General features: G+C 57.5%; 22 protein-coding genes and 1 pseudogene. 9 read left to right on the top strand and 14 right to left on the bottom strand.

The window, feature by feature from the left end; all coding sequences use genetic code 11:
• Nucleotides 1–11: 11 nt before the first annotated feature.
• A complete protein-coding gene (locus tag CBW50_RS08950) occupies nt 12–737 on the bottom strand; it encodes a helix-turn-helix domain-containing protein (RefSeq protein ID WP_226935584.1) in 726 nt (241 codons plus the stop codon).
• Nucleotides 738–1,096: 359 nt separating this feature from the next.
• On the opposite strand from CBW50_RS08950, the gene CBW50_RS08945 reads away from it, so the two are divergent.
• Nucleotides 1,097–1,813 (top strand): response regulator transcription factor, encoded by a 717-nt coding sequence (locus CBW50_RS08945; RefSeq protein WP_226935587.1) that lies wholly within the window; start codon nt 1,097–1,099, stop codon nt 1,811–1,813.
• Nucleotides 1,814–2,177: 364 nt separating this feature from the next.
• On the opposite strand, the gene CBW50_RS08940 is transcribed toward CBW50_RS08945, so the two are convergent.
• The 3 genes from CBW50_RS08940 to CBW50_RS08930 form a co-directional block, all read right to left on the bottom strand.
• The gene (locus tag CBW50_RS08940; RefSeq protein WP_086145211.1) at nt 2,178–2,963 is read right to left on the bottom strand and encodes a Crp/Fnr family transcriptional regulator; all 786 of its coding nucleotides are present in this window, start codon (nt 2,961–2,963) and stop codon (nt 2,178–2,180) included.
• A 3-nt stretch (nt 2,964–2,966) separates the two neighbouring features.
• Nucleotides 2,967–3,680: a helix-turn-helix domain-containing protein gene (locus tag CBW50_RS08935; RefSeq protein WP_086145210.1), complete on the bottom strand. Its 714-nt coding sequence runs from the start codon at nt 3,678–3,680 to the stop codon at nt 2,967–2,969.
• Between the two features lie 104 nt (nt 3,681–3,784).
• Complete coding sequence (locus CBW50_RS08930) at nt 3,785–4,219, bottom strand: lipid-binding SYLF domain-containing protein (protein ID WP_157792405.1); 435 nt, start codon at nt 4,217–4,219, stop codon at nt 3,785–3,787.
• 433 nt (nt 4,220–4,652) lie between these two features.
• Between CBW50_RS08930 and CBW50_RS29880 the strand changes: the two are divergent.
• From CBW50_RS29880 to CBW50_RS29705, 4 genes and pseudogenes are all read left to right on the top strand, one after another.
• Nucleotides 4,653–5,105: pseudogene (locus CBW50_RS29880) on the top strand (Hsp20/alpha crystallin family protein).
• Nucleotides 5,106–5,192: 87 nt separating this feature from the next.
• Nucleotides 5,193–6,242, top strand: a complete 1,050-nt coding sequence (locus CBW50_RS08920) for a zinc-dependent alcohol dehydrogenase family protein (protein WP_086145208.1) — start codon at nt 5,193–5,195, stop codon at nt 6,240–6,242.
• Nucleotides 6,243–6,342: 100 nt separating this feature from the next.
• Nucleotides 6,343–6,579 (top strand): hypothetical protein, encoded by a 237-nt coding sequence (locus tag CBW50_RS29710; protein WP_216356328.1) that lies wholly within the window; start codon nt 6,343–6,345, stop codon nt 6,577–6,579.
• A gap of 81 nt (nt 6,580–6,660) precedes the next feature.
• Entirely contained in the window at nt 6,661–6,885 is a 225-nt protein-coding gene (locus tag CBW50_RS29705) for a nitroreductase family protein (RefSeq protein ID WP_216356327.1), read from the top strand.
• A gap of 156 nt (nt 6,886–7,041) precedes the next feature.
• Here CBW50_RS29705 and CBW50_RS08910 read toward each other — a convergent pair whose 3' ends face one another.
• The 10 genes from CBW50_RS08910 to CBW50_RS30160 all read right to left on the bottom strand — a co-directional run bounded on the left by CBW50_RS08910 (nt 7,042) and on the right by CBW50_RS30160 (nt 18,781).
• Nucleotides 7,042–7,878 (bottom strand): universal stress protein, encoded by an 837-nt coding sequence (locus tag CBW50_RS08910; protein WP_086145207.1) that lies wholly within the window; start codon nt 7,876–7,878, stop codon nt 7,042–7,044.
• Nucleotides 7,879–8,541: 663 nt separating this feature from the next.
• On the bottom strand, nt 8,542–8,913 hold the full coding sequence (locus CBW50_RS08905) for a hypothetical protein (protein WP_086145206.1): 372 nt from the start codon (nt 8,911–8,913) through the stop codon (nt 8,542–8,544).
• A gap of 199 nt (nt 8,914–9,112) precedes the next feature.
• Nucleotides 9,113–9,901, bottom strand: a complete 789-nt coding sequence (locus tag CBW50_RS08900; RefSeq protein ID WP_086145205.1) for a universal stress protein — start codon at nt 9,899–9,901, stop codon at nt 9,113–9,115.
• Between the two features lie 100 nt (nt 9,902–10,001).
• A complete protein-coding gene (locus CBW50_RS28740) occupies nt 10,002–10,349 on the bottom strand; it encodes a pyridoxamine 5'-phosphate oxidase family protein (RefSeq protein ID WP_139842450.1) in 348 nt (115 codons plus the stop codon).
• A gap of 761 nt (nt 10,350–11,110) precedes the next feature.
• Nucleotides 11,111–11,548: a helix-turn-helix domain-containing protein gene (locus CBW50_RS08890; RefSeq protein WP_086145203.1), complete on the bottom strand. Its 438-nt coding sequence runs from the start codon at nt 11,546–11,548 to the stop codon at nt 11,111–11,113.
• Between the two features lie 709 nt (nt 11,549–12,257).
• The gene (locus CBW50_RS08880; protein ID WP_086145201.1) at nt 12,258–12,695 is read right to left on the bottom strand and encodes a hypothetical protein; all 438 of its coding nucleotides are present in this window, start codon (nt 12,693–12,695) and stop codon (nt 12,258–12,260) included.
• A gap of 50 nt (nt 12,696–12,745) precedes the next feature.
• A complete protein-coding gene (gene tssI, locus CBW50_RS08875; protein WP_086145200.1) occupies nt 12,746–16,549 on the bottom strand; it encodes a type VI secretion system Vgr family protein in 3,804 nt (1,267 codons plus the stop codon).
• On the bottom strand, nt 16,549–17,328 hold the full coding sequence (gene icmH / locus CBW50_RS08870; protein ID WP_086145199.1) for a type IVB secretion system protein IcmH/DotU: 780 nt from the start codon (nt 17,326–17,328) through the stop codon (nt 16,549–16,551). Before icmH ends, tssI begins: the two co-directional genes overlap by 1 nt.
• Nucleotides 17,329–17,337: 9 nt before the next feature.
• A complete protein-coding gene (gene tssK, locus CBW50_RS08865) occupies nt 17,338–18,684 on the bottom strand; it encodes a type VI secretion system baseplate subunit TssK (RefSeq protein WP_086145198.1) in 1,347 nt (448 codons plus the stop codon).
• Complete coding sequence (locus CBW50_RS30160; RefSeq protein WP_301178803.1) at nt 18,653–18,781, bottom strand: hypothetical protein; 129 nt, start codon at nt 18,779–18,781, stop codon at nt 18,653–18,655. The genes tssK and CBW50_RS30160 overlap by 32 nt, the downstream gene beginning before the upstream one ends.
• Before the next feature lie 261 nt (nt 18,782–19,042).
• Between CBW50_RS30160 and CBW50_RS08860 the strand changes: the two genes are divergently transcribed.
• The 4 genes from CBW50_RS08860 to CBW50_RS08845 all read left to right on the top strand — a co-directional run bounded on the left by CBW50_RS08860 (nt 19,043) and on the right by CBW50_RS08845 (nt 22,209).
• Entirely contained in the window at nt 19,043–19,621 is a 579-nt protein-coding gene (locus CBW50_RS08860) for a hypothetical protein (RefSeq protein WP_086145258.1), read from the top strand.
• Nucleotides 19,622–19,689: 68 nt separating this feature from the next.
• Nucleotides 19,690–20,199 (top strand): type VI secretion system contractile sheath small subunit, encoded by a 510-nt coding sequence (tssB, locus tag CBW50_RS08855; RefSeq protein WP_086145197.1) that lies wholly within the window; start codon nt 19,690–19,692, stop codon nt 20,197–20,199.
• Between the two features lie 4 nt (nt 20,200–20,203).
• A complete protein-coding gene (gene tssC / locus CBW50_RS08850) occupies nt 20,204–21,688 on the top strand; it encodes a type VI secretion system contractile sheath large subunit (RefSeq protein WP_086145196.1) in 1,485 nt (494 codons plus the stop codon).
• A gap of 29 nt (nt 21,689–21,717) precedes the next feature.
• Nucleotides 21,718–22,209, top strand: a complete 492-nt coding sequence (locus tag CBW50_RS08845; RefSeq protein WP_086145195.1) for a type VI secretion system tube protein Hcp — start codon at nt 21,718–21,720, stop codon at nt 22,207–22,209.
• Nucleotides 22,210–22,277: the final 68 nt, after the last annotated feature.

Raw genomic sequence — 22,277 nt, 5'->3', positions numbered from 1 at the left:
GGTATGCGGGTTCAATGATTGGCGGTTGCTTTTGAGCTGAGGGGCTGTCTTGCCTTGGCTTTGCGCGACAATGTTGTGGCGATATCTTGCGCTTCGATGTCGTCGTCGTTGGCGATGGTTTCGATGGCGCCGTAATCGCATATACGCAGATTCTTGCCATCTGTGTCAATCCAGCCATTTTTCCTGAACTTCGACATCAGGCGGCTGATGCTTTCCATGGTCAGCCCCATATGGTTGCCTATGTCTTCGCGTGACATGAGTACTTGAAAGTGGCTACTTGAGTATCCTCTCGCGGCATAGCGCGCTGACAGGTCAAGCAGGAAAATGGCGAAACGCTGTTCGGCCCTGCTACCCAGGAAGCGCATAATGCGTTGCTCGCGATTAATTTCGTCGCTCAGCATCCTGTGGAAGTGCTGCTGCAATATCGGGACCTCAGCACATAGTTCTTGCAGGTGCAGGAAAGGAACTTCACATACTTCGCTGTCTTCAAGCGCCATGGCATTGTTATCCTGGAAACCGCTGCTGATCGCGCTCATCCCAAGTAACTCACCAGCCATATGGAAGCCGGTGACATACTGTTTTCCACGCATATTATCCTGAAATGTCTTGAACTGGCCACAATGAATAATATACAAGTTTTGAAATGTTTCGCCGACACGGAAGAGCAGATGGTTCCGTTCGATCCAGCGACGTTTGCCGATGATCTTGTCGAGTTGCGTTATAGCGCGCTCATCCAAGCCGGACGGTAGACAGCGAATCCGGGAGCTGCATTTAGCGCACGTACTGGCTGGAGAATGGGTGGTTGCTCGTAACGAGAGCAAAGTATGGCATGCGTTCATTTACTTCCCCAGTCCTGGTAAGTGGTGTCAAGGAGTTGATTTTTCTTCTGATTCCCTCTTGACATAGTATGTGCGCGGATGGGTTCGCCCGATATAAGATAAAGACCTAGCTTTGCGTAGTGATTTATCTGGTGCGTTGATGTGGGGGATCACCTACGGACCGCAAACAGGGGGGCACCAGATTTCATGATTGTTCATCGCTCCGATGTTGTGCTGGATTAACTTGATTATCCTTGCATGCATGGCCTTCCGATGGCATGGAAGCATCCGTTGACGTGGTTGCCAGTTCAGCGGAAAATAAAATGCTGTTTTTCAGGGAATGGATGCGAGCTATGGAAGCGGAAGGCATTCGTGTGCTGTTGGTTGACGATCAGGCCGTAGTGCGCAATGGCGTCGGCTTAATGCTGAGTATGGCAGCAGACATCCGCATCGGCGGCGAGGCAAGGAATTTTCAGGAAGCGGTCGAGCGTGTCGCCAGCGAGGAATTTGACGTTGCCCTGGTGGATATCGTCATGCCTGGCAAGAACGGTCTGGAGCTCTTGAAATCGTTACGTGTCATGAAGCCCGGTATGGCCGTACTGATGCTGAGCACATATTCAGAGGAGGTCTACGCCTTGCGTGCACTGCGCCTGGGAGCGGCAGGTTACCTGACCAAGGATGTGTCAACGAGCATCTTGATCGAGGCAGTGCGCAAGGCGGCATCCGGTGGCCGGTATATCAGCGCAGCGTTGACGGAGCGGTTGACCACGCTGATCAGCAAGAAGGGAGCGAGCGGGGCGCATGAGGTGTTATCGGAGCGTGAAATGGAGGTCTTCCTGCTGATTGCCGCAGGCGAATCGCTGATACGCATCGGGGCAATGCTGCAGCTGAGCCCCAATACTGTGACGAGTTACCGCGCGCGCATTCTGATCAAGATGGAGTTGTCTTGCAACGCTGAATTGACGCGCTATGCGCTGGAGCATGGCATGCTGTAAGCGGGAATGGTGTCGAAGGAGTGCCGTGATATCAGGCTACCATTTTTTCGATGGAAATGCCGGCGCTCATTGCCTGCTCAATGATCGCCAGCCGACGTGTGGCGTATTACTTTCTCGCCAGCACTCATGGCGAGCTGAAGAGGTAACGTCTCCTTGGGCGTGGCTGTGAGTCACTGCGGAAGACACTCTTGATGGGAGCGTCGCTCCGTAGCCCCGGACCTGGTTTGAATACGCAGCGCGGAAAACCAGGTCCGGCACCGAAGTAACCATGATCTGGATCAATCCAACGTACGTTAACAACCGCAATATTTCTCCATCACACTGTCAACGCTCATCCATAGTGCCATCGTTATTTTTCTGGCACTCAGAGTGTTGCATGTTCCAGTGTGCTTTCATGCGTCGCCGGAGATGGGGCATATTGCCCCGTAGCGATCTGCTGCAAGGCTGGCCTGTCGAGCAACTGGAGATGACGATGTCTCACTGACAGGATGCCAAGCCGCTGCAGGCGGCTCAGCAGTCTGGCGATGGTTGCATGGGTCACACTTAGATAGTCTGCAACTTCTTTACGCGATAACACAAGGTCCAGGTATGGCCCCTTGCCATTTTGTTGTGTCTCTTTCCAAACCAGCTGCAACAGGAACTGAGCGAACTTTTGTTCTGCATGGTGATATCTGAGCAGGAGAGTAAGGTCATACAGTCGAGCCAGTTCCTTGCTCAGCATCTGTTCCAGGCGCAAGAAGAGTCCAGGAAAGTGCTGGCCCGTTTCTACCAGCTGTACATAAGAAAACTCGCATACTATGCTGTCGCAGACAGCTGTCGTGGTATCCGTATAGTGCGTAAGGCTAATGCTGTCGAGTCCCAACAAGTCTCCCTTACCTGACAGTCTGGTAATGCACTGCTCTCCTCGATGGTCGAATTGATAGGATTTAAACTGGCCATGGCGAATGGCATACAGGCGCCCCAGTGCCGGTTCATGTATGCTTTGCAGGGTTGCCCCTCGTCGTAGGTGATGCTGCCGCAGTATGAATCCTTCGACCTTGGCGCAGTCCGTATCGTTCATGCCTGCAGGCAAACATCGTTCGCGGGCGTGGCAATCGCGGCATGAGAAGGACTTCGTCCCGTGATCAGTGAGATTGGCTGCCGTGGACATGAGTCAACTCCCCATAGCGTGGCTAAGCTCCGTACTGAAGGTGGCGCGGTTGCCATTCGCAAGCGCCATCTGTTCAAGTGCTGACAGATCCGTGATAACGATGTCTCGGTTTTCAAGCAAAATGAGGCCGGCCAGTTTGAAATGGTGCAGTAGTCTGCTGACACTTTCCGGGGCAAGGTGCAGATAGTTGGCGATGTCGGGGCGTGACATCGGCAAGCGATAGCGTGTCGGCGCGTCGCCCTGTTGACCATACTGCCGGGAAAGACGGAGCAAGAAGGTGGCGAGGCGCTGTTCCGCAGGACTGCGATATAGTTGTAGAGAGGTATTGCGGATATCCAGAATATTTTGACGGATGAGACTATGGAACAAGAGCGGCTGCTGGCGCAAGGTGGCGTAGCCAATCTCGCACACTTCACTGTCCTCCATCGCGACGGCCGTACCAAGATGTTTTGTCTGCCCAATACTATCGAGTGCCAGGAAGTCGCCGCATACAGGAAAGCAGGTGATTTTTTGTGCGCCAGTTCCATCAGCGCGGTAGTGCTTGAAACTTCCGTAGCGTATGGCAAATACGCATTCAGCAACGGGATCGCCAGCGCGATACAGGAACGCCTTGCGTCGTACCCGGCTGCAGCGACCGTCGATTCGCCCGCTGTCAAACTGGCGCACGCCGAAGGCGCGAGCCGAATGGACGGCGGGGGCTATGTCGTTGTGCATCATATTCTCCTGGGCAGGCGAGTCAACTATACTGACCCCGTGTTAATGTGGCGCTTGGCGGAAACAGCTCGTGCATCCGCGGCGGCGGGCAGGCGGCTATTGTTGCCCTACTTGTTCGGCGCACTGACTGGGCCAAGCGCCTGTTGCAGACCTTGCACCTGATTGTCGCTCACATGGTCGCTGAGCACGTCGTTGGCCGACAACTTCCTGTGATAGTCAGCATCAGTCATTTTTTCATCGTAGCGGATATCATCCACGCTCACGGCTGCCACATCGGTAAAGATCGCTCTTGCGCTTGACCAGGCAATCACGTTTCCATTGCCAATTGACCCGCGGGCAACCCTTGTCCAATTGGCGACAGCTAGTCCCGGATCGGCACCCACGGAGAAATTAATTCGCTGCGTGAACCGCTGAATGGCCTTGTCATTGAGCAGGACGAAAGCGAATGGTCCCACTACTGTACCTACTTGCAGTCCGACACTGAGCTCTCCCAGAGTAAAAAATGCGGGGGAGCTCCATTTTCCGTTATCGCGTTTGCGCAACAGGACACCGGTATCCACCTGCTGGGATTGAACGATGCCGGCGAACTGGCGAACTGGCGAGCAAGGCGCCGCAAAGTAGTATCCCGACAGGTTTAATGTTGCTAATCATGGCCGTTCTCCTGCGCACGCGTAGATAACTTCCTTGCACACTACAGCCGGGCACAGGTCGCTTGCCATGATTTACATCAAGGTACCAGGGGAATATGCTTGCTTAGGTAAAGCAATGCCCGTGATTGTCCAAGGAATTTGGATGGGTATTCTGTGCATGTTGCAAGACTAAATCGTTTCTCTGCGATCGATTGCTGACATTTTTGACGAAGATCATTTATCAAACAGACAAACAGTAACTGGCGATTTATATTGAAACATGAAGGACGAGAATGTCGCGTTCGCGTTGATGGGCAGTCAATGGCCTGACTAAAAAGAAGGAACCATGGCAAACCATCTGACCCTTTTCGATCCGTTCTGCGACCTGGCCAGCATCGATTCTCTGCGCAACATAGATGACTTCTTCCGGGACATGGGTTTCAAACATGCTCTCAAGGATTTTGTGCGGCCATCCCAGATTCGGCTCGACGTTACTGAAAGTGATCAAGCGTATTGCGTCAAGGCCGAACTGCCAGGTTTTAAGCTGGAAGAAATATCCGTGGATATCGATGGAAATCGCGTTTCGATCGCTGTTGAGACGAAGTAGGAGCGCTCGGAGACGAAGGGCGAGACGATGCTCCGTCGTGAACGTTACATCTGGCAATATTTGCGCAGTTTTTCGCCGGGACAGGATATCGATGACGCCAAATCAGTTGCCAAGTACCGTGACGGTGTGCTTGAGTTGACACTGCCGAAACGAAAAAGTAGTGCGGCGAAGAACTTGATCATTGCTTCTTGATGAGAAATGTAGCAGTCATGCGCGCAGTTATGCATGTGCACTAGCCTTGATGGACTATTGTCTGCAGTGCAAAATGGGGAGTAAGGTATGCGCGCGCTGGTGTATGAAGTTCCAGGCAATCCGGTACTGTGGAACAAGCCAGTTCCAGTGATACTGTTTCCGACTGATGCTATCGTCCGGATAAGCAAGACCACGATCTGCGGAACTGATTTGGATATCCTGAAAGGGAAAGTGCCCACTTGCCTTCCGGGCACAACCTTGGGCCATGAGGGCATAGGCGTGATTGATTCGGTGGGCAGTGCTGTCACGGGTTTTCACCCCGGTGATGGCGTGCTGATTTCCTGTATCAGTTCCTGTGGCCGTTGCGAGTACTGTCAGCGTGGCATGAGTTCGCACTGTGTCGATGGGGGCTGGATACTGGGGCATAAAATTGATGGCACTCAGGCCGAGTATGTGCGGATTCCTTTTGCGGACACGAGTCTGTACAGGATTCCACCCGATGTCGATGAAGATTCGTTGGTCATGCTTAGCGAAATTTTGCCAACAGGTTTTGAATGTGGTGTGCTCAATGGCAAAATCCAGCCTGGCAGCAGCGTTGCGATCGTGGGGGCCGGCCCTGTCGGCCTGGCCGCATTGATGACCGCCCAGTTTTTCGCTCCATCCAGCATTATCATGGTCGATGTTGATCCACATCGTCTCGAAGTGAGTCGCCGGTTTGCTGCAAGTCACACGGTGCGGGCAGTTGAGCGCGCAGCCGCCATTGCAGTATTGGGGCTGACAGGTGGACGCGGCGTTGACACGGCGATAGAGGCGGTCGGGACTCCCGCCACGTTCGAATTGTGTACATATATCGTTGCGCCTGGCGGTACGGTCGCCAATGTGGGGGTGCATTATCGTCCGGCAGATTTGCATCTGGAACAGCTTTGGTCGAAAAATATCACGATCACTACTCGTCTGGTGGACACCACCACCATCCCACAGTTGCTGAAGGCGGTGCAGTCCGGACGACTCGATGTATCTGGTCTGATTACACACCGCTTTATGCTGAAGGACATCGTCGAAGCCTATGCATTGTTTGCTGATGCAATTAGCGCACGGGTATTGAAAGTCATTATTGCGGCCAATCATGTATGTTGAGCGGATAATCACCACCATGTTTGACACACCATCGCGCCCTGGCTGCCCTGGCGTCTGCGGCAATCGGCGGGACGGCCGAGTAGCGTGAAATGGAGGCGTGGTGAGTAGAACTGTGCAGGAGAGTGAGCTTTTGCCATTGATGGGGCCGGCCTCGTTTGAACTCGATGCCGACATCAATGTATCGGGCATGGCGCTGATTGAAATACTGAAGCTGCGCGGTGCGCAGCGCGAATTTAGCGAACGTGAGCTCTCGTGGTACAGGCTCTCGCGTTTGCTGTGGCCCGCAAATGGCCGCAATCGTGAGACTTCAGGCCATAGAACTGCACCTTCTGTCTGAAATGCGCAGGAAATTGATATTTATATTGCGATGGCAAGTGGTCTATACCGCTATGATGCGCAGGCGCAGGCGCCGGCACTGATGCAGCAAAGTTCCGTCGACATGCGGCCGTTGACCGGCAAGCAGGATTTCGTGGCCAGGGCTCCGCTCAATCTGCTTTATGTCGCCAATTTGTCGCGCATGCCCACCGAGGAGCAGGCCAAGCAGTTGCGCGTTGCCGCACTTGATGTCGGCCAAATCAGCCAGAATGTTTACCTGTTTTTGCGCCGCAGAACGATTGGCTGCCGTTGCGCGTGGATGGTTTGATCAAGAGGAGCTTGCTGAGGCCATGGCATTGACGGCGGGACAGCATGTGATGCTGGCGCAATCTGTTGGCTATCCTCTGGTTTCGCAGGCGCTGTCGCCGCCTGTCTCTCTCTCTGTGAGAAAATGCAAGGATGCACGCAGTTCCCGAGTAAGTGCTTAGTGTGACAACAGCAGCGGTACTCTGCTCTGGCTTAGCAGGCTGTGCGTAGTGCCACCCAGTATCCATTCATGGAAGCGGCTACGGCCATAGGCACCCGCGACAATCAGGTCGGCCCCACTGTTCTGCGCGCGACTGCACAGAGTGGTGGCAGACTCAGTGACGTTGTCGTGGCAGTTCACTTCAACCGGGATCCCGTGGCGTACCAGATAGCGCGCCAGGTCCGCTCCAGGCTCGTCGCCGTGCTGCTTCCCCACATGTGGATTGAGTACCATAATCTGCACCCGTTGAGCGCGCAGTAACAGCGGCATGGCCCCAGCCACAGCGCGGCTTGCTTCGGGACTTGCGTTCCAGCCAATAACGATGGATCGCCCTGGTACTGCTACCGGCCCGACGCCATCCGGGATAACCAGCAGGGGCCGGGGGCTGTGCATTGCGAGATACCCGGGCAATCGTGTGGACCAGATGAGGCCAGGGTCGCTCAGGTCGCTTTGGCCGGTGATGATCAGGTCGCAGTAGAGCGACTGCAGTATCAATGCATCGGCAGCGTGGCTGTCTTGAAAACGCGTTTCGTACGAGGCCACACCCAGGCGGCGGCAATGACTATCGAATTGTTGAAGTTGTTCCAGGGCCGCTTCACGCATTGGTTCATAGTCGAATTGCAACAGGGGAGTGAGCGCCGCCACGCCAAAGACAATATAGTCGAGTTGTTCGCCCCCGCTTGCTGTCGTACCGATCAGGTGGGCCCCGTACTTCTGCGCCAATGCGGCCGCAACTTCCAGGCGTCGTCCAAAGCCGGAAAACTGGTCGGCATACATGAGGATGGTTTTGTACATGGTCGGCTCCTGGGCAGATTGCACTCTAACGCTAGGATCAAGTTACTTGATTCGCGTTGCGTTGTCAGGACATCAATTGATCCTCGTCATGCGATATAGATATTTAATGCTTTCTGGCAGAATAGTCGCGTCCGTCGTTGTGCACAAATTGTGTGCGTGGGTAGGCCATTGGAGTGCCGCGCCAAGCGCGCTCAAGGTCAGTGATGCGTCTCGGATGGGCCGCGCGCGCTGTGGCGCAGGCAGTTAGCGCCGCGGTAGCGCCATCCTCGCGTTGCGAAGTTTCAGGCGTTTTATCCACCAACCGTAGTCGCACAGTTTTTCGGCGATTTCCCCTCTGTATTGCTTGGACCTGGTGAGGTTTCCTTTCGCACTACATGGAGGCACTATGTGCTGAGCCATACAGTATGCCCATACCGTTTCGATCGGTTCACGCTCCAGCAATTCTTCGCAGATCAGAGTATGCCGTAGCGCTTCATTTACTGTCACGTCCGTGTACTCCGCGTGGGCGCAATGGGAAACTCGGCCGTGTGCGCGCTGTCCAGTTTCGACGCGACGGACGGTATCGGGGGGCAAGTGCGAGCAGGCTTTCATATTGTCGATAACCGCCGGGAGCCTCGCTGCTGGAGGAGCCTGATGATCATGCGTGTTGGACTCGCTGCATGGCTAGGATACGGCAAATTTTCGTAATTCTATAGCGTAGTCGGATACCGTTGCATTGGCACCTTCCAATATGGAGTTTTGCATGTCAAGCATGATCTTGAACAAGTTTGACCGGTAAACATTGTTGGCCGAAACCTGTGGTTTCAGGTAAGCAAATCCCAGTTCGTAACGGCGAGCCAGGCTGCAGTTCTGCATGCACAGCAGTAGGGTATCTATGTTGGCTTCCGACAATTCCCGAGCGTAGCGTATATTCAGGCGGGATATCTCGGAACTGCAGTCGAGTGTGTGCTGCGCTATTGCGTTATAGCGATTGATCAGGGAAAGCTTCCCGTTCAGATGGAGCTGTTCGGGCGTATTGGCATTTGCATCAGGCATAGTTTTCTCCAGATTGGTCTATCGTGACATGAAAAATGGCTTCAAAGTAGTGAGGTGGCAACTAATTCAGTCTAGCGGTTTAAGTTCAAAACAGAGAAAGCGCAATTGACATTCATCAACCGGCTGGGTAATTTCTATTGAGGGTGTCCGCTCATGTTGCATTGCTGGATAACGCGATCCGTGTCCATTACCAGCAACCCTAGTGAGACATCAGCACTGGCAGCGTCATTGAGCGTAGCAGTGTGCGCGTGGCTCCGCCCAGCACTATTTCATTCCAACGAGGATGGCCATAAGCGCCCATCACCAGGAGGTCGGCATTCAGTTCTTCCGCCAGTGACAGCAGGGATTCACCCACTGACATACCGAGCATGACCGTGTGTTCCATGACTTGGACCTGAACGCCATGGCGCGCAAGGAACATGGCGATGTCGGCACCAGGTTTTCCCGCATGAATGCTGGATTGCGGAGTTGGAGGGAACATGACGAGAGTAATGCGCAGACTGTGGCGCAGCAGCGGCAGCGCGTCGGTGACGGCGCGGGTGGCTGCCTGGCTGCCGTCCCAGGCGATCAGCGCGTGCTGATCCAGATGCTGGTAGGTGCCCGTATGTGGCACGACCAGGATCGGTCGGCCTGCATGAAGTGCCACATATTCGGGCAGATGCCGGGGCTGGCCACCGTCGTCGCCATGTGGGATGCTTTGGCTCAGCACGAGCAAGTCGGCCTGGCGTGCCTGCAGTATCAGGTTCGTTTGGGGATCATGGTCGCTCAAGCGACGCTCGCAGGATACATCGATAGAGCGGGACTGGGTGTCAAAGCGCCCGAGAGCATCCACGATGCTGCGCCTGGCCTCATACAGGTTCGATAGTGGTGCCGTCGCAGTACCGATCAGGTGGGCCTGCTGACTACGAGCAATTATTCCTGCCAATACGACACGTTCGTGAGCCTGAGGCGTTGCATCAACATGGACAACGATCGTTTTATAGTTCATGACGGGCACCTGTTGGATGAATGATGGCAGCCTAACAAATCCCGCGAGAAAAATTTATGATTTACATCATGTAGTTCCTCATAATGGTTGGTATTGTGGGTCAAGTGACTTCAAACAAATCGGTGTGACCGAAACCCAGTTCATAGTTCAGTATGGAGATCACGCTGGGAGTGATGCGCGCAAATACCAAGCCGGGCCACGGCGGCGCAGTATTTGCATTGATGAGCTGTCGCAGTTGTGGGAAATGAAACAGCAACAGGTCGGCTACATGTTCCGTCTTGTCGGCATCATGGACAAGGGCGGCATTGCCTGCCATTGACAGCCCCCGTATATGTTCCCAGTCCTGATAGGGGGGAATGGCCAGAGAGACCTTGTCATGCTGGCGGATACTGTGCGCCTTTTGACTGCCCAGACCAATACATGAATACAGGATCAGATCGTCATGCACACATACTTAATGACTGTCGCTTGCGGGTAGCCTTAGTCGTGTCGATCTGCAGTCAGTTGCGCTTTATCAAATGCCAATACGGTCCGATTGACTGCCCTGCTTGAGACTTGAAAAGCGGCGCCGATATGGGCTATGGTGAAAACGGTTGAGAGATAGGAGCGTTCCATCGTCTGTGTCGCTATAGCGGGCCTGATATTGCGTTATTTACAGGGTGACAGCGTGGCACTGAGAATTGGCGTATTCTTAAATTCGTCGGAACACTTCGATTGCTGCTGTGCTGAAATGAATGCGTTGTCGCCCAGAAGAATCGGATAACAAGTGCGAGCAAGCGGACTGGTGTCTCCTATCCCGGCTGCGACAAACCGGCAATAACGGATTTTTCTGGGGAAGGTATTTTTGAGGGTATGCGCAATTGAATTACTTTGTAAATACTGAAAAATCAGAGGCTTGGCTTCCTCATTGCGCATCGGATAGGAGTGGTGCGGTGGATTTAACTCATTGATTTTAAAAAGATAAGTATATGGATATTGATGGTTCAAGAAAGAGCAACGGCCACTTTTTTGATGTGGGTTCGTGGATCCCGGTTAAGGAGTGCCAGCATCGACGCTCCACCGCGATTTCAGGTCAATGGTTCCGGGCCGCCATCAGGTCGTTTTTTTGACTACACGGGCCAGCGCATTGATCGCGCTGCGGGTATTTTTTCCCGCGAACTGTAGCAACCCACCTATCACGAAAGTCTTTCCACCAAGGAAGGGAGCTGGTTATTTTTCGCTCTTGCCTGCAGACCTGGCGCAATCCCGTGCTTTTTTGTGCATCGCTTCGAGGCCCTGATGCACAAGGTCCAGCACTTCCATTTCTACGGTGCTGCCATTTTGCATGGCCAAGCGCTTTACCACCACGGCAAGCGCAGGGGGAAGTTCCAGGAATTTCAGGATCAGCCCCCCTCCGGCAGGTACTGGAGGGTCGATTTGCGTCCCTCTGGCGATGGGCAACGTCCCGTGCACAAGCCAGGCGGTGCTGACGCCAAGGGCCGCGGCAATTTTCTCTGCCGCTTCCATACGCAGTTTCGCTTTTCCTGCTTCGTAGCGATACAGTTGCGTGGGATTGATGCCTGCCAGATCGGCAAGCAGCACTTGTGAGATACGCAGATTTTCGCGGCAGCTTTTGATCCGCTCTGTGACTTGGGTATCGCCAGACATATATTTTGCCTTTCACTTTCACTTTTACTTTCAATATACAGCGTTCGTGAATGACCGGCTGTCGCGCGCCCGCCGCCGTAATGATGAAAAGCTACGGCAGGGCTTTGTCATCGATCACCTGGCCACCAGCATGGATTTTACCGTCTGTGCGCCACATCACGGCACGCCTTGTTTCGCATTTCTTCCGGTTAATCTGGATCAAAGGTCGTTGCCAAGCGATGTCGCGGCCTGGTCTTGCGCAGATGACGGTGTCCTGGCTCTGCGTTGCGGCCTGGGCATATCTTTGAAGCTCTTGGATCATCCCTGGGATCGCTGTCCTTGCTGATGTGCCGATACGAAGGCTTCAGCGCCCAGAAATGCCATGCGGTTGGCGCATGCGCTGCGCCAGATTTGCTCATCTCAACGCGCGAAGGAAGGTGGTCGAGAACGCCTGCGACCTGATGGCGTCCGATTTTGCAGCTGGATTTTTTGTGAGGTCGACAGTGGGGATCTCCCCAATTTCGCTCTTTTCTATTCTTGGCGTAGTTGCTCACATGAGACATTTCTGTACGCCCCATGAGTGAGCCGAGAGAAAGCCAATTCTGACATGCGGGGCCGGACGATTGTCGTGGCCTGTCAGCACGTGGCCGGACAGCGATATCCTTTCAGTGGCGACGGCACCTGCTGGTAGACGCCAAGGCTGTACAGCATCATCCGCGCCAGCATATTCTTATTCCTCTTTTTCAAAGACGCGGATCTTTGCGCCGCCCTGGTAGTCCTGCAGCTCTGCTTCGCCATCGATGCGTATGTTGCCCTTCAATATCACTTCCACGCTGATATCGACTTTGTCGATGCGAAACGTTTCAATGTCGGTGGGATGCACATCGATTTCCATGGAAACCGAGGCGCCTGGCGCAATTGTGGTGAATTGCGTTTTCAGCGCCGGATTGGCCAGGCCACGGCGGGCGTAGGTGACGGCGCCCGTATCGGTATCGATGAATTTGACGATCGGGCCCGACTTGCGCAGGTAGTCGAGCGGAAAACCGATATCGCGGCTGCCATCGTTGCGGATGGTGACCAGCATGTCGATCGGCTTGCGCTGATAGACGCAGCCAGCGTTGCCCAGGCATTGCAGGGAAATGGAGAGGGGAGCGTGAGTGCTCGTCATGTTATTGGCTTTCGATGGTAGTGCCATCAGCATGGCATAGGTAAGCAGTGTCAGACAATATCGCATCGTATTTTCCTGCCGATTTTTTTGCTCAGTAATTCCTGTGCTTCAATCGCGATATTCCAGCCGTGGCGTTTCAATATCCGCGCGCCTTCCGCATACGACATGATCGATTGCGTCAGGTCTTCCGGCGAGGTGCCGTTGACGTGGCAAACGATGGGCTCGTCGAGCGTGCCGTCCGGTTTGAAATAGCGTACAGTTTCTTCGAACTCCGTGTACGAGTATTCGTCGGGCATGCCGACGCAATGCCCGAATTCATGCGCATACGTGGTCAGTGCCGTTGCCAGCGACACGTTCATGACGTCGCCGGTCACGTTTTCGCGGTCATAGCGCTTGTGGATCTGCAGCGTGTAGTGCTGCTGATCATCGACCCAGAGGACGCGGAAAACCACGGGCAACACTTTTTGTCCGCATTGCGGATCATTGATTTCAAGCCGGAACTTGTTGTTCCAGTTGCCCTCGATGCCGGCCGTCGCGTTTTTCTGCGCCAGCGCCACCACGTTGGCGCGTTGCTTGACGCGCAGCGCCGCCGATTCCGTGCCCTTGTCGCTCTCTTCCAGCGCCTGTCCTGCCGCGTCCAGTACCGTGATGGCCTTGAAACGTACTTCCACCACCACGGGACGGTCCGTTTTTGCCGGCACGTACAGCTTGAACCAGATCTTGTCCTTGTATTTGTGCGGCGTGCCGTCGTGCTGGAACGGCTGCGCATAGCGGCCATAAGAGGGACCGGCGATTTCCTTTTCGTAGTCCTCGATCCAGCAGGCCGGCAGCTTGACCAGCACTTCCTTGCGGCGCTTGTTATCCACCGGCGTGGTGCTGGAGTCGCCTGCCGGCTTGTATTTCGGTTCCGGCGGGGTGTCGGTCCTGGCTCTGGCTGCCGGCTGCCCTGGTGAACCTGGGACCGGCGCCGGAGTTGAAGAGGGGGCGGGTGCCGGGGCCGCACCCTGGCCGCCCACGGTTTTCAGCAGCTCGATCACCAGCGCCTCGGCGGCGGCTGCTGCAATCACATGCGTCAAGCCCTTTTCGTCCGTCATGCCGCTCTCATAGCTGCCATCTTCGCGCTTGATGCGGTAGGGCTGGCGCGGCATCGGTTCACCCGTGTCGCGGTCGCGCAGCACGAAGCCTTCATCGAACAGCTTGATGCGCGTATCGGGCAGCGCCGGCAGCATGCCGGCCGCGCTGGCGCCGCCGTTAAATAGGTGCTGGCCACCCTTGACGGTGAAGTTGCCGGGGCAGGTGAACGTGATATTGCCGCCCTCTAAGGTGATCGACGACTGCCCGGCCTGCAGGGTGATCTTCTGGTTGGCCTTGATGTCGATGCTGTCGTTGACCGAGATCACGGTAATGGCCTTGTCGGCCAGAATCTCCAGTTGCCCCGTATGTGCCTGCAGCGATACCGGGCCGTTGGCGGCGATCGCCTGGATGCCGCCGGTGTGGGCAAACAACCCATGCGCACTGGCCGACACGCACGAATAAGTGTGGCCAGCCGTCATGTGCAGGTCCGATTGCGTGGTCCATTGCAGCTGCTGGGCCGCAAACATGACGGTCGAGCCGGGGGTGGCCCAGTTGATGCTGGCGGGTGCCTCCATCAGTACCAGCGGCTGGCCGAATTTTTCCACCGGCTGGTCGGTGGCTAGTTTGCGCTCGCCTGCGCTGGTCTTCAGCGCTTCCTGCCCGCCCAGGCTGGCCTGGTATTTGCCGTCCTGCTGCGGGTCGATCTGTTTGATCAGGTCCAGCTGGGCCTGTTTCGCTTCCTGGCTGAACAGGGCGGTTTGTTGTTGCGCGGCCTCGGCCAACGACTTGTTCAGTTCGGCCGCGCCTTTCAGCTGGCCCAGCGCTTCCGCAGTGTCGAGCTGGGTAGAGGTCACGCCCGCGCCCGTCCGTGCGCGGGCGCTGGTAGAGATGAGTACGCCTTCGCCGCCGCGCAGCACGGTCCAGGCGTCGGTGCGCAGTTCGAAGCCGCTGCCGCGGTAACTGCCGCGCTGGGCCGTGCCCACGCCTTGCTGTACCAGGTAGCCGAGGTTCAGCTGCGTGGCCGCGCTGCTCGTCGCCAGGCGGGTGCGCAACTGGCCCGGCGTGTCGTCGATTACCCACTGGTTATAGCCGCCGCCATCGAAATTATGGCTGTGGATGCCGGAAATGACGCCGGCGTGGTTGACGTCCGAATCGACGCCGGCCGCATAGGGCGGCGCGTCGTTGCCCGTATAGAGCTGGGCCACCACCAGCGGGCGGTCCATGTCGCCTTCGATGAAATCGACCAGCACTTCGGTGCCGATGCGCGGCGTAAATTGCGAACCCCAGTTCGGACCGGCCAGCGCTTCGGCCACGCGTACCCAGGCGCCTGACGCTTCGTTGCCGGGAGCGTTGCCCTGTTGATCCGTGTTGTGCGTCATGCCGCCCGGATTGGCGGCGCTGCCGCGTTGCCAGGCGAACTGGATGCGTACCTGATGGTCGCGTCCGGTGGTGGCCACGCTGTCGGGCAGTCCGACCACCAGTGCCGTTTGCGGCCCCAGCGCGCTGCTGGCCTGGCACGCAGCGGTGGCGCGCGGCACGATGGCCACGCTGGTGCGCACGCAGCCGAAGGTGTTGCGGTAGGTGCCGGCCTCAAGCTGGCCATCGAGCAGGCTGGCGACGTCGCCCAGACTGGCTATTTTCGACAGTTTCGACAGCACCGTCGTCAGCGCGCCGCCGGCCGGCCCCAGATTGTTGCGTGCCTGGTGCTCGACCCACAGCACGGTGAACTGGTTGGCGCCATCGGGATAATGCTCGTGCTGCAGCAGGTCGAAGGCGTAGCCGGCAGCCATGCGCCGCACCGCGCCACCGCCCGTGAATTGCTTGTTCTCCAGCTCCAGCGCCTGCAGCATGCGCAGGCCGCGCGGACCGGCCGCCGTGCTGTCGGCATGGCGCCGTTCGCCGGCGCCGTCGTACAGCGGCAGGGGCGGCAATTCGCCGGCCGCCAGGCTGGAGCTGTGTTCGGCGGCCGGCGCCGCCAGCTGCTGCGGGTCCCAGCTGCTGATGCCGACCGCATTGGGCCGCACCTGGCGCCGCGCGCCGAAGCTGTTGATGGCGTCATCGGTATCGCTGGCGCGCACGCCGTGAAAGCGCAGGCCGGCAACGCCCGGCGTCGCTGGCGCGACGGCCTTGCTGTCGAAAATGACCAGCTTGTGCTTTGCCTGTCGTTCGTTCTGTTGCGTGCCTTCTTGTGCCGCGCCATCCTGCTCGTGCTCGAAGCGCCAGCTCAGGCCTTCGAAAGCAAGCACGCGGGTCAGGAAGGCCAGGTCGCTCTCGCGGTATTGCGTCCAGACCGGGCGCGGTGCCAGTTCCTGGCTGACATCGAATTCGAAGCGGACCTGCGGATAGTCGCCAAGCAGTTCCGTGATGAGGTCGCGCGCGTTCTTGTCCTGGAAGATATAGCTGTCGCGGCGCAAGGCCAGCAAGGCCAGGGCGGGTTCGAGGCGCAGCCGGTAGCGCGCCACGCCGCCGTCGGCGCCGGCAAAGGCGCAATCGGTGCACAGTCCGTGCCAGGCGCGCCAGCTGCCGTCGGGCTGCAGCAGCTTGACCGTGATTTCTTCGCCGAGAAAGCTGGCCAGGTCCAGGCTTGCCGCCGTGCTCAGGGCATCGAGCTCGAAGCGGAACAGTTCATTGACCGCCTCGCGGCCCGTCAGCCGTTCGGCCATCAGCGATTCGGGCAGGTTCGATTCCTGCGCCGTGCTCAGCGTGATCAGCCGCGCATGCTGGGACAGGCCGGTGCCGAACACGTCCAGGGCAGTGTCTGTCGTTGCCAGGCCGCTCATTACGGCAACGTGATGGTCAGGTTGGCCGTGCGTGGCGCCAGCTTGACGATATCGCTGTAGGCGTTCATCTGGCGCTCCGTGTTTTTGGCCAGCATGGTGCGCAGGCCCAGGTAGCCCAGTGCGCTGATCAGCGCGAACACCGAGCACAGCACCCATAGCGGCACGTCGTTACGCAACTTGTGCGCGATCTGGTCGGGGCGCTCCGCATGTGGTGCAAAGCCGGCTTTCTTGCCCTTCATCTGGGCGATCTCGTCGCCCAGGCGGGCCGTCAGGTAGGCCAGTTTTTCAGAGCCTTCCAGGATATAGCGGCCCTGGAAACCGAGCAGCAGGCACATGTGGAACACTTCCAGCGCCTGCAGGTGGGCGCTGCCGCGCGCACGCAGTGCTTCAAGGCGGATGAAGAAGTTCTCGCCGGCCAGCTGGTCGCCGAACAGCACCAGTTGCAGCGGCCGGCGCGCCCAGTCGTCGCGGATGGCATACGGCGAGCGCAGGATGATTTCGTCGACAGCCGCGCAGAATGCGTATTTGGCGGCATCGATATCATCGGCCGAGGCGCCATGCTTTTTCGCCGCGTGGCCGAACTCGTCGAGAAACTGCGTCATTTTTCTGATGAAGTCAGCATTATCTTGCGGGCCGCTGCCGTTTTTCAGCATGAACAGGGCATAGAAACCGTCGTACATCAGATCGCTCAGCGCATGTTCAGTGCCTGGGCCGGCCGGTACGCTCGATGCATACGCGGCGGAGCCGCCGGACATCAGGGAGGGGGCGTTTGCATTCATCGTTTATCTTCAGGAAGTGATGGCGACAAGTTCAAGTTTCAGGTCCCGCATGCCGGACGGAACGTAGACCGAGATCGACTGGGCCTGCAGCATGCGCTCGTACATCTGGCCCTTCGCCTCGATGGTGAAGTAATACGTATCGGGCCGCACCGGCACGGCGGCCGGCACCTGCGGCGTGTGCTGCAGGCGCACGCCGGGCAGGGCCGACAGCACGAATTTTTCCACGTCGTCCGGCGCGCCGATCTTGAAGCGCAGCGGCACCACGTCCACCAGTTCCACGCCCGGCATGTCGGCCGAGACGCCCAGGTAAAACGCGGTCTTGTCGTCGATCTTGCCCGAGTCGAGCTTGCCGTGATGGTAAGACGGCTTGACTTCGGTCAACGCAATGGCGAAATATTTTGACGAGATCACCGTATCGAGCAGTTCGCGGATGATCGCGTGCAGGCGCGCGAATGACGGCCCGGGATCGGCGTGCTGGTAGGCCGGCAGGTCGGCCAGCGCATGGGTTTTCGAGAACGTCATCAGCGCGCCGGCCAGCGCCAGCAGCGCTTCGTACAAACGCTCCGGATGCAGCGCCGGATGATGGAAATAATGGCTGAGCGAGGCGAACGCGGAACTGGCCGTGTGCAGCAGCCAGAACGAGGACATGTCGCCGGAACGAAATTCGATCACATTCTTGCTCGGTTCGCGGTGGTGGCCGTACAGGGCGTTCACCTTTGCCTGCAGCGCATCGATCAGGCGGCGCAGTTGCAGGAACAGCAGCGGCGCGCTGCGGATCGACAGGCTCGGCGGCACGAACGACGGGTCGGGCTCGAAGCCGCCGGTCGACAGGCGCCGCAGGCGCAGCAGGGGGAAGCTGACATACGAATCGCGCGGTTCCGATTCGGCCACCAGGCGCAGTGATTTTTGCAGGTAGGCCAGTTCGGCCTGCGCTGCATGGGTGTACAGGTCGGGCGTTTCCAGGTTGGCCTGGCCGTAGCGCGCCGCGCTGTTGGGCTGGCCAAGCGCGGCAAAGTTGCCGCCGAAATGCTTGAAGGCGGGCAGGGCGGCATAAAACGTGACTGCTTGCTGAGATTGCTGCAGCGCGCTCAAGTCCAGGGCTTCGGGCAATTCATCGGCGCCCGGCGCGTTGTAGATTTCGCCGTCCTGGAATACCAGCGACAGTTCCAGCAGCCGCAGGGTGTGATTGCTCAGCGCATCGCGGTCGATCTGCATGTGGTTGACACCCCAGGCGTAGGGATGCAGCGCCTTGATACTTTCGTGCAGGCGATGCTCATGGTACTGGTCTTGCTGCTGGAAGTGCTGGGGGCGCAGAAACAGGCCTTCACCCCATAACAATTTGCTTGTAATGCTCATCGATTGCCCTTTTGCCTGAGGAATAAAAGCGCGGAGAACGCTGCCGCTCCGGGCTCTCCTGACGCGCGATCGCCGGCTTGCCGGCACGGTCGATCATTCAATATTTGCAACAAGAAACTATGTGCTTTTTTCACAACTGCAACAACATTAACATTATCTGGAAGAAAGGTGCGTACGGTACGTTTTCCGCATGGCGCCGGCCTTTGCGGCCGATCGGAATGTGAGATTTCGCGTATTTTCTATTGAACGGAGTCAATATTAAATCCGTGTTAGTCTCGCAAAAATAAGAATTTAGCAACTATAAATTGCAACTTTTTTTCTAATGACCGCGTCATCTTTTTTTGAGGGAAACCAGATCATGTCTCGCCCATTCACATGCCATTTTCTTGCTGCGGTTGCCTGCGCATTGACGCTCAGTGCCTGCAGCACCACCCCTGCCGTCAAGACGGCGCCGCCGCCGCCCTCGCTCGACGAACTGATGGCAAAGGCGACCCAGGCTGCCGGTTCGGGCAACAACGAAGCGGCCCTGGGTTTGTGGAAACAAGCCGCTGACGCATTCCCAGCCGACAAAAATCCATGGGCCCGCATGGCACAAACCCGCTATGAGGCGGGCCAGTACGGCGACGCCATCATCAATGCCCAGGAGGTGCTGGTGCGCGACCCTGCCGACAAGCTGGCCAACAGCGTCATTGCGATCAGCGGGCTGCGCCTGTCGACGCGTGCATTGGCTGACTTGAGCCGCCAGAACAATCTGTCCGGCCCGCTGCGCACCGAGTCGCAGGATCTGGCCAAGCTGCTGCGCGAAAGCCTGGGCGAAACCGTGCTGGTACCGGCGCCGGCCGCGGCGCAGGCGCGCGACAAACCACCGCGTCCGCCGCGCAGAGGGGCGGCCAAGGCTGCCGAAAGCAGTGCCAATCCCTTCGATGGATTGAAGTAAAACCGGGGCAGCAAAGCAGTTACCAGGGCATCGCCGATGCCGTCGATTATTCGTAAAGGAATGATGTCATGTCAAAAAAAGAAAGTGTTCAAAAACGCCTGCAAAAGGTCCGGCCGCCACGCGTGCAGATGACGTATGACGTGGAAATCGGCGATGCGATTGAAAACAAGGAACTGCCCTTTGTGATGGGCGTCGTGGGCGACTTCGGCGGCAATTCCGAAGTCGAGCAAAAACGCCTGAAGGACCGCAAGTTCATCGGCATCGACCGCGACAATTTCGACGAGGTGCTCAAGGGGGTTGAGCCGCGCGCCGCGTTTGGCGTGTCCAACGAGCTCAGCGATGAAGGCGGCCTGCTGCGGGTGGACCTGCGCTTCAAGTCGCTCAACGACTTCCGTCCCGAGGCGGTGGTGGAGCAGGTGGCGCCGCTGCGACGGCTGCTCGAAGCGCGCACCAAGCTGGCCGACTTGCGCAACAAGCTGGCCGGCAACGACAAACTGGAAGATATCCTCAACGACGTGCTCAACAGCACCGAAAAGCTGGCCCAGCTGGAACAGCAATCCACCGCCAAGAAAGACTGATCCCATGTCCGCTCAACTGACCCCCACCTCCGGTGCCGCCGCGACCACCGATATCGGCTTGCTCGACCAGATCGTCGAACAAAGCAAGGTTGCCAAATCCAGCGTCGAGCATGCTCGCGCCAAGGATCTGATTTCAGAACTGGTCAGCCAGGTGATGGAAGGCACCGTCGTGGTGTCGGATAACCTGGCGGCCACCATCGATGCACGCGTTGCTGAACTGGACAGGCTCATTTCGCGGCAGCTCAGCGCCATCATGCATGCGCCCGAATTCCAGAAGCTGGAAAGCAGCTGGACCGGCTTGCATCACTTGGTGGATAACACGCCCACCGGCACCAACCTGAAGATCAAGATGCTCAACGCCACCAAGCGCGAGCTGGTGCGCGATTTCCAGAGCGCGCTGGAATTCGATCAGTCGACCATGTTCAAGAAAGTGTATGAAGAGGAATTCGGCACTTTCGGCGGCGCGCCATTCGGCGCGCTGCTGGGCGATTTCGAATTCACGCGCCAGCCCGAAGACATGTATTTCCTCGAACAGATGTCGCATGTGGCCGCCGCCGCCCACGCGCCTTTCATTTCGGCCGCATCGCCCGAGCTGTTCGGTCTCGAAAGCTATGCCGACCTTGGCAAGCCACGCGACCTGGCCAAGGTGTTCGACACGGTCGAATACGCGAAGTGGAAGTCGTTCCGCGAATCGGAAGATGCGCGCTACGTCGGCCTCACGCTGCCGCGCTTCCTGGGGCGCCTGCCGTTCAATCCGGCCGATGGCGCCACCGTCGACGGTTTCAATTTCGTCGAGGATGTCGACGGCACCGACCACCAGAAATACCTGTGGTGCAATGCCGCCTATGCCTTTGGCACGAAGCTGACGGCGGCCTTCGACGACTACGGCTGGTGCGCGGCGATCCGCGGCGTGGAAGGCGGCGGCCTGGTCGAAGACTTGCCGACCCATACCTTCAAGACGGACGAAGGCGAGGTGGCGCTGAAATGCCCGACCGAGATCGCCATTACCGACCGGCGCGAAAAGGAACTGAGCGACCTGGGTTTTATTTCCCTGGTGCATTGCAAGAACACCGATTACGCGGCGTTCTTCGGCGCCCAATCGGCGCAGAAGGCCAAGAAATACAACACCGATTCGGCCAATGCCAATGCGGTGCTCTCGTCGCAGCTGCAATACATCTTTGCCGTCTCGCGCATCGCCCACTACATGAAGGCGATGATGCGCGACAAGATCGGCAGCTTTGCCGCCGCGTCCAATGTCGAAGAGTTCCTCAACCGCTGGCTGATGCAGTACGTGCTGCTCGACGATAACGCCAGCCAGGAGCAGAAGGCCCAGTTCCCCCTGCGCGAAGCATCGGTGCAGGTATCGGAAGTGCCGGGGCGTCCGGGCGTCTACCGCGCCGTTTCCTTCTTGCGTCCCCATTTCCAGCTCGATGAGCTGTCCGTTTCACTCCGTTTGGTCGCGGAGCTGCCGCAATCGACCAAATCCTGATTTTTTCATTAATAACCGAAAGGAATGACATGGCAATCGACGTTTACTTGCAAATTGATGGTATCAAAGGCGAATCCACCGACACCTCCCATAAAGATTGGATCGAATGCAAGTCGGTTCAATGGGAAGTGCTGCAGCCGAAGTCCGCCACCGCCTCGACGGGCGGCGGCCATACCGCCGAACGTACCGAGCACAAGGATATCGTGGTGGCCAAATTGGCCGACCTCGCCACGCCGCTGCTGCTGCAAAATTGCTCATCTGGCAAGACGATTCCGAAAGCCAAGTTCGAATTCCTGCGCGCTGACGGCCAGGGCGAGCGCATCAAGTATTTCGAGATCGAGCTGGAAAACGTGTTGATCAGCAGCGTGGCACCATCCGTCGCACCTGGCGACATCCTCGGCGAACACCTGTCGATCAAGTATTCCAAGGTCAAGTGGAAATACACGCAGCAAAAAGTCGGTGGTGGCTCCGGCGGCAATACCTCCGGCGGTTGGGACTTGTCGGCTAACAAGACGATTTGATCGACAACGGCCCTTGCCGGATGAGGCCGTTTCGGCCAGCCGCCGCTGGTGGCTCCGGCCTGTGCCTG

The sequence above is a fragment of the Janthinobacterium sp. GW458P genome (genome assembly GCF_002127585.1).
GTDB lineage: Bacteria > Pseudomonadota > Gammaproteobacteria > Burkholderiales > Burkholderiaceae_D > Janthinobacterium.
This window is presented reverse-complemented; position numbering and strand designations above follow the sequence as displayed.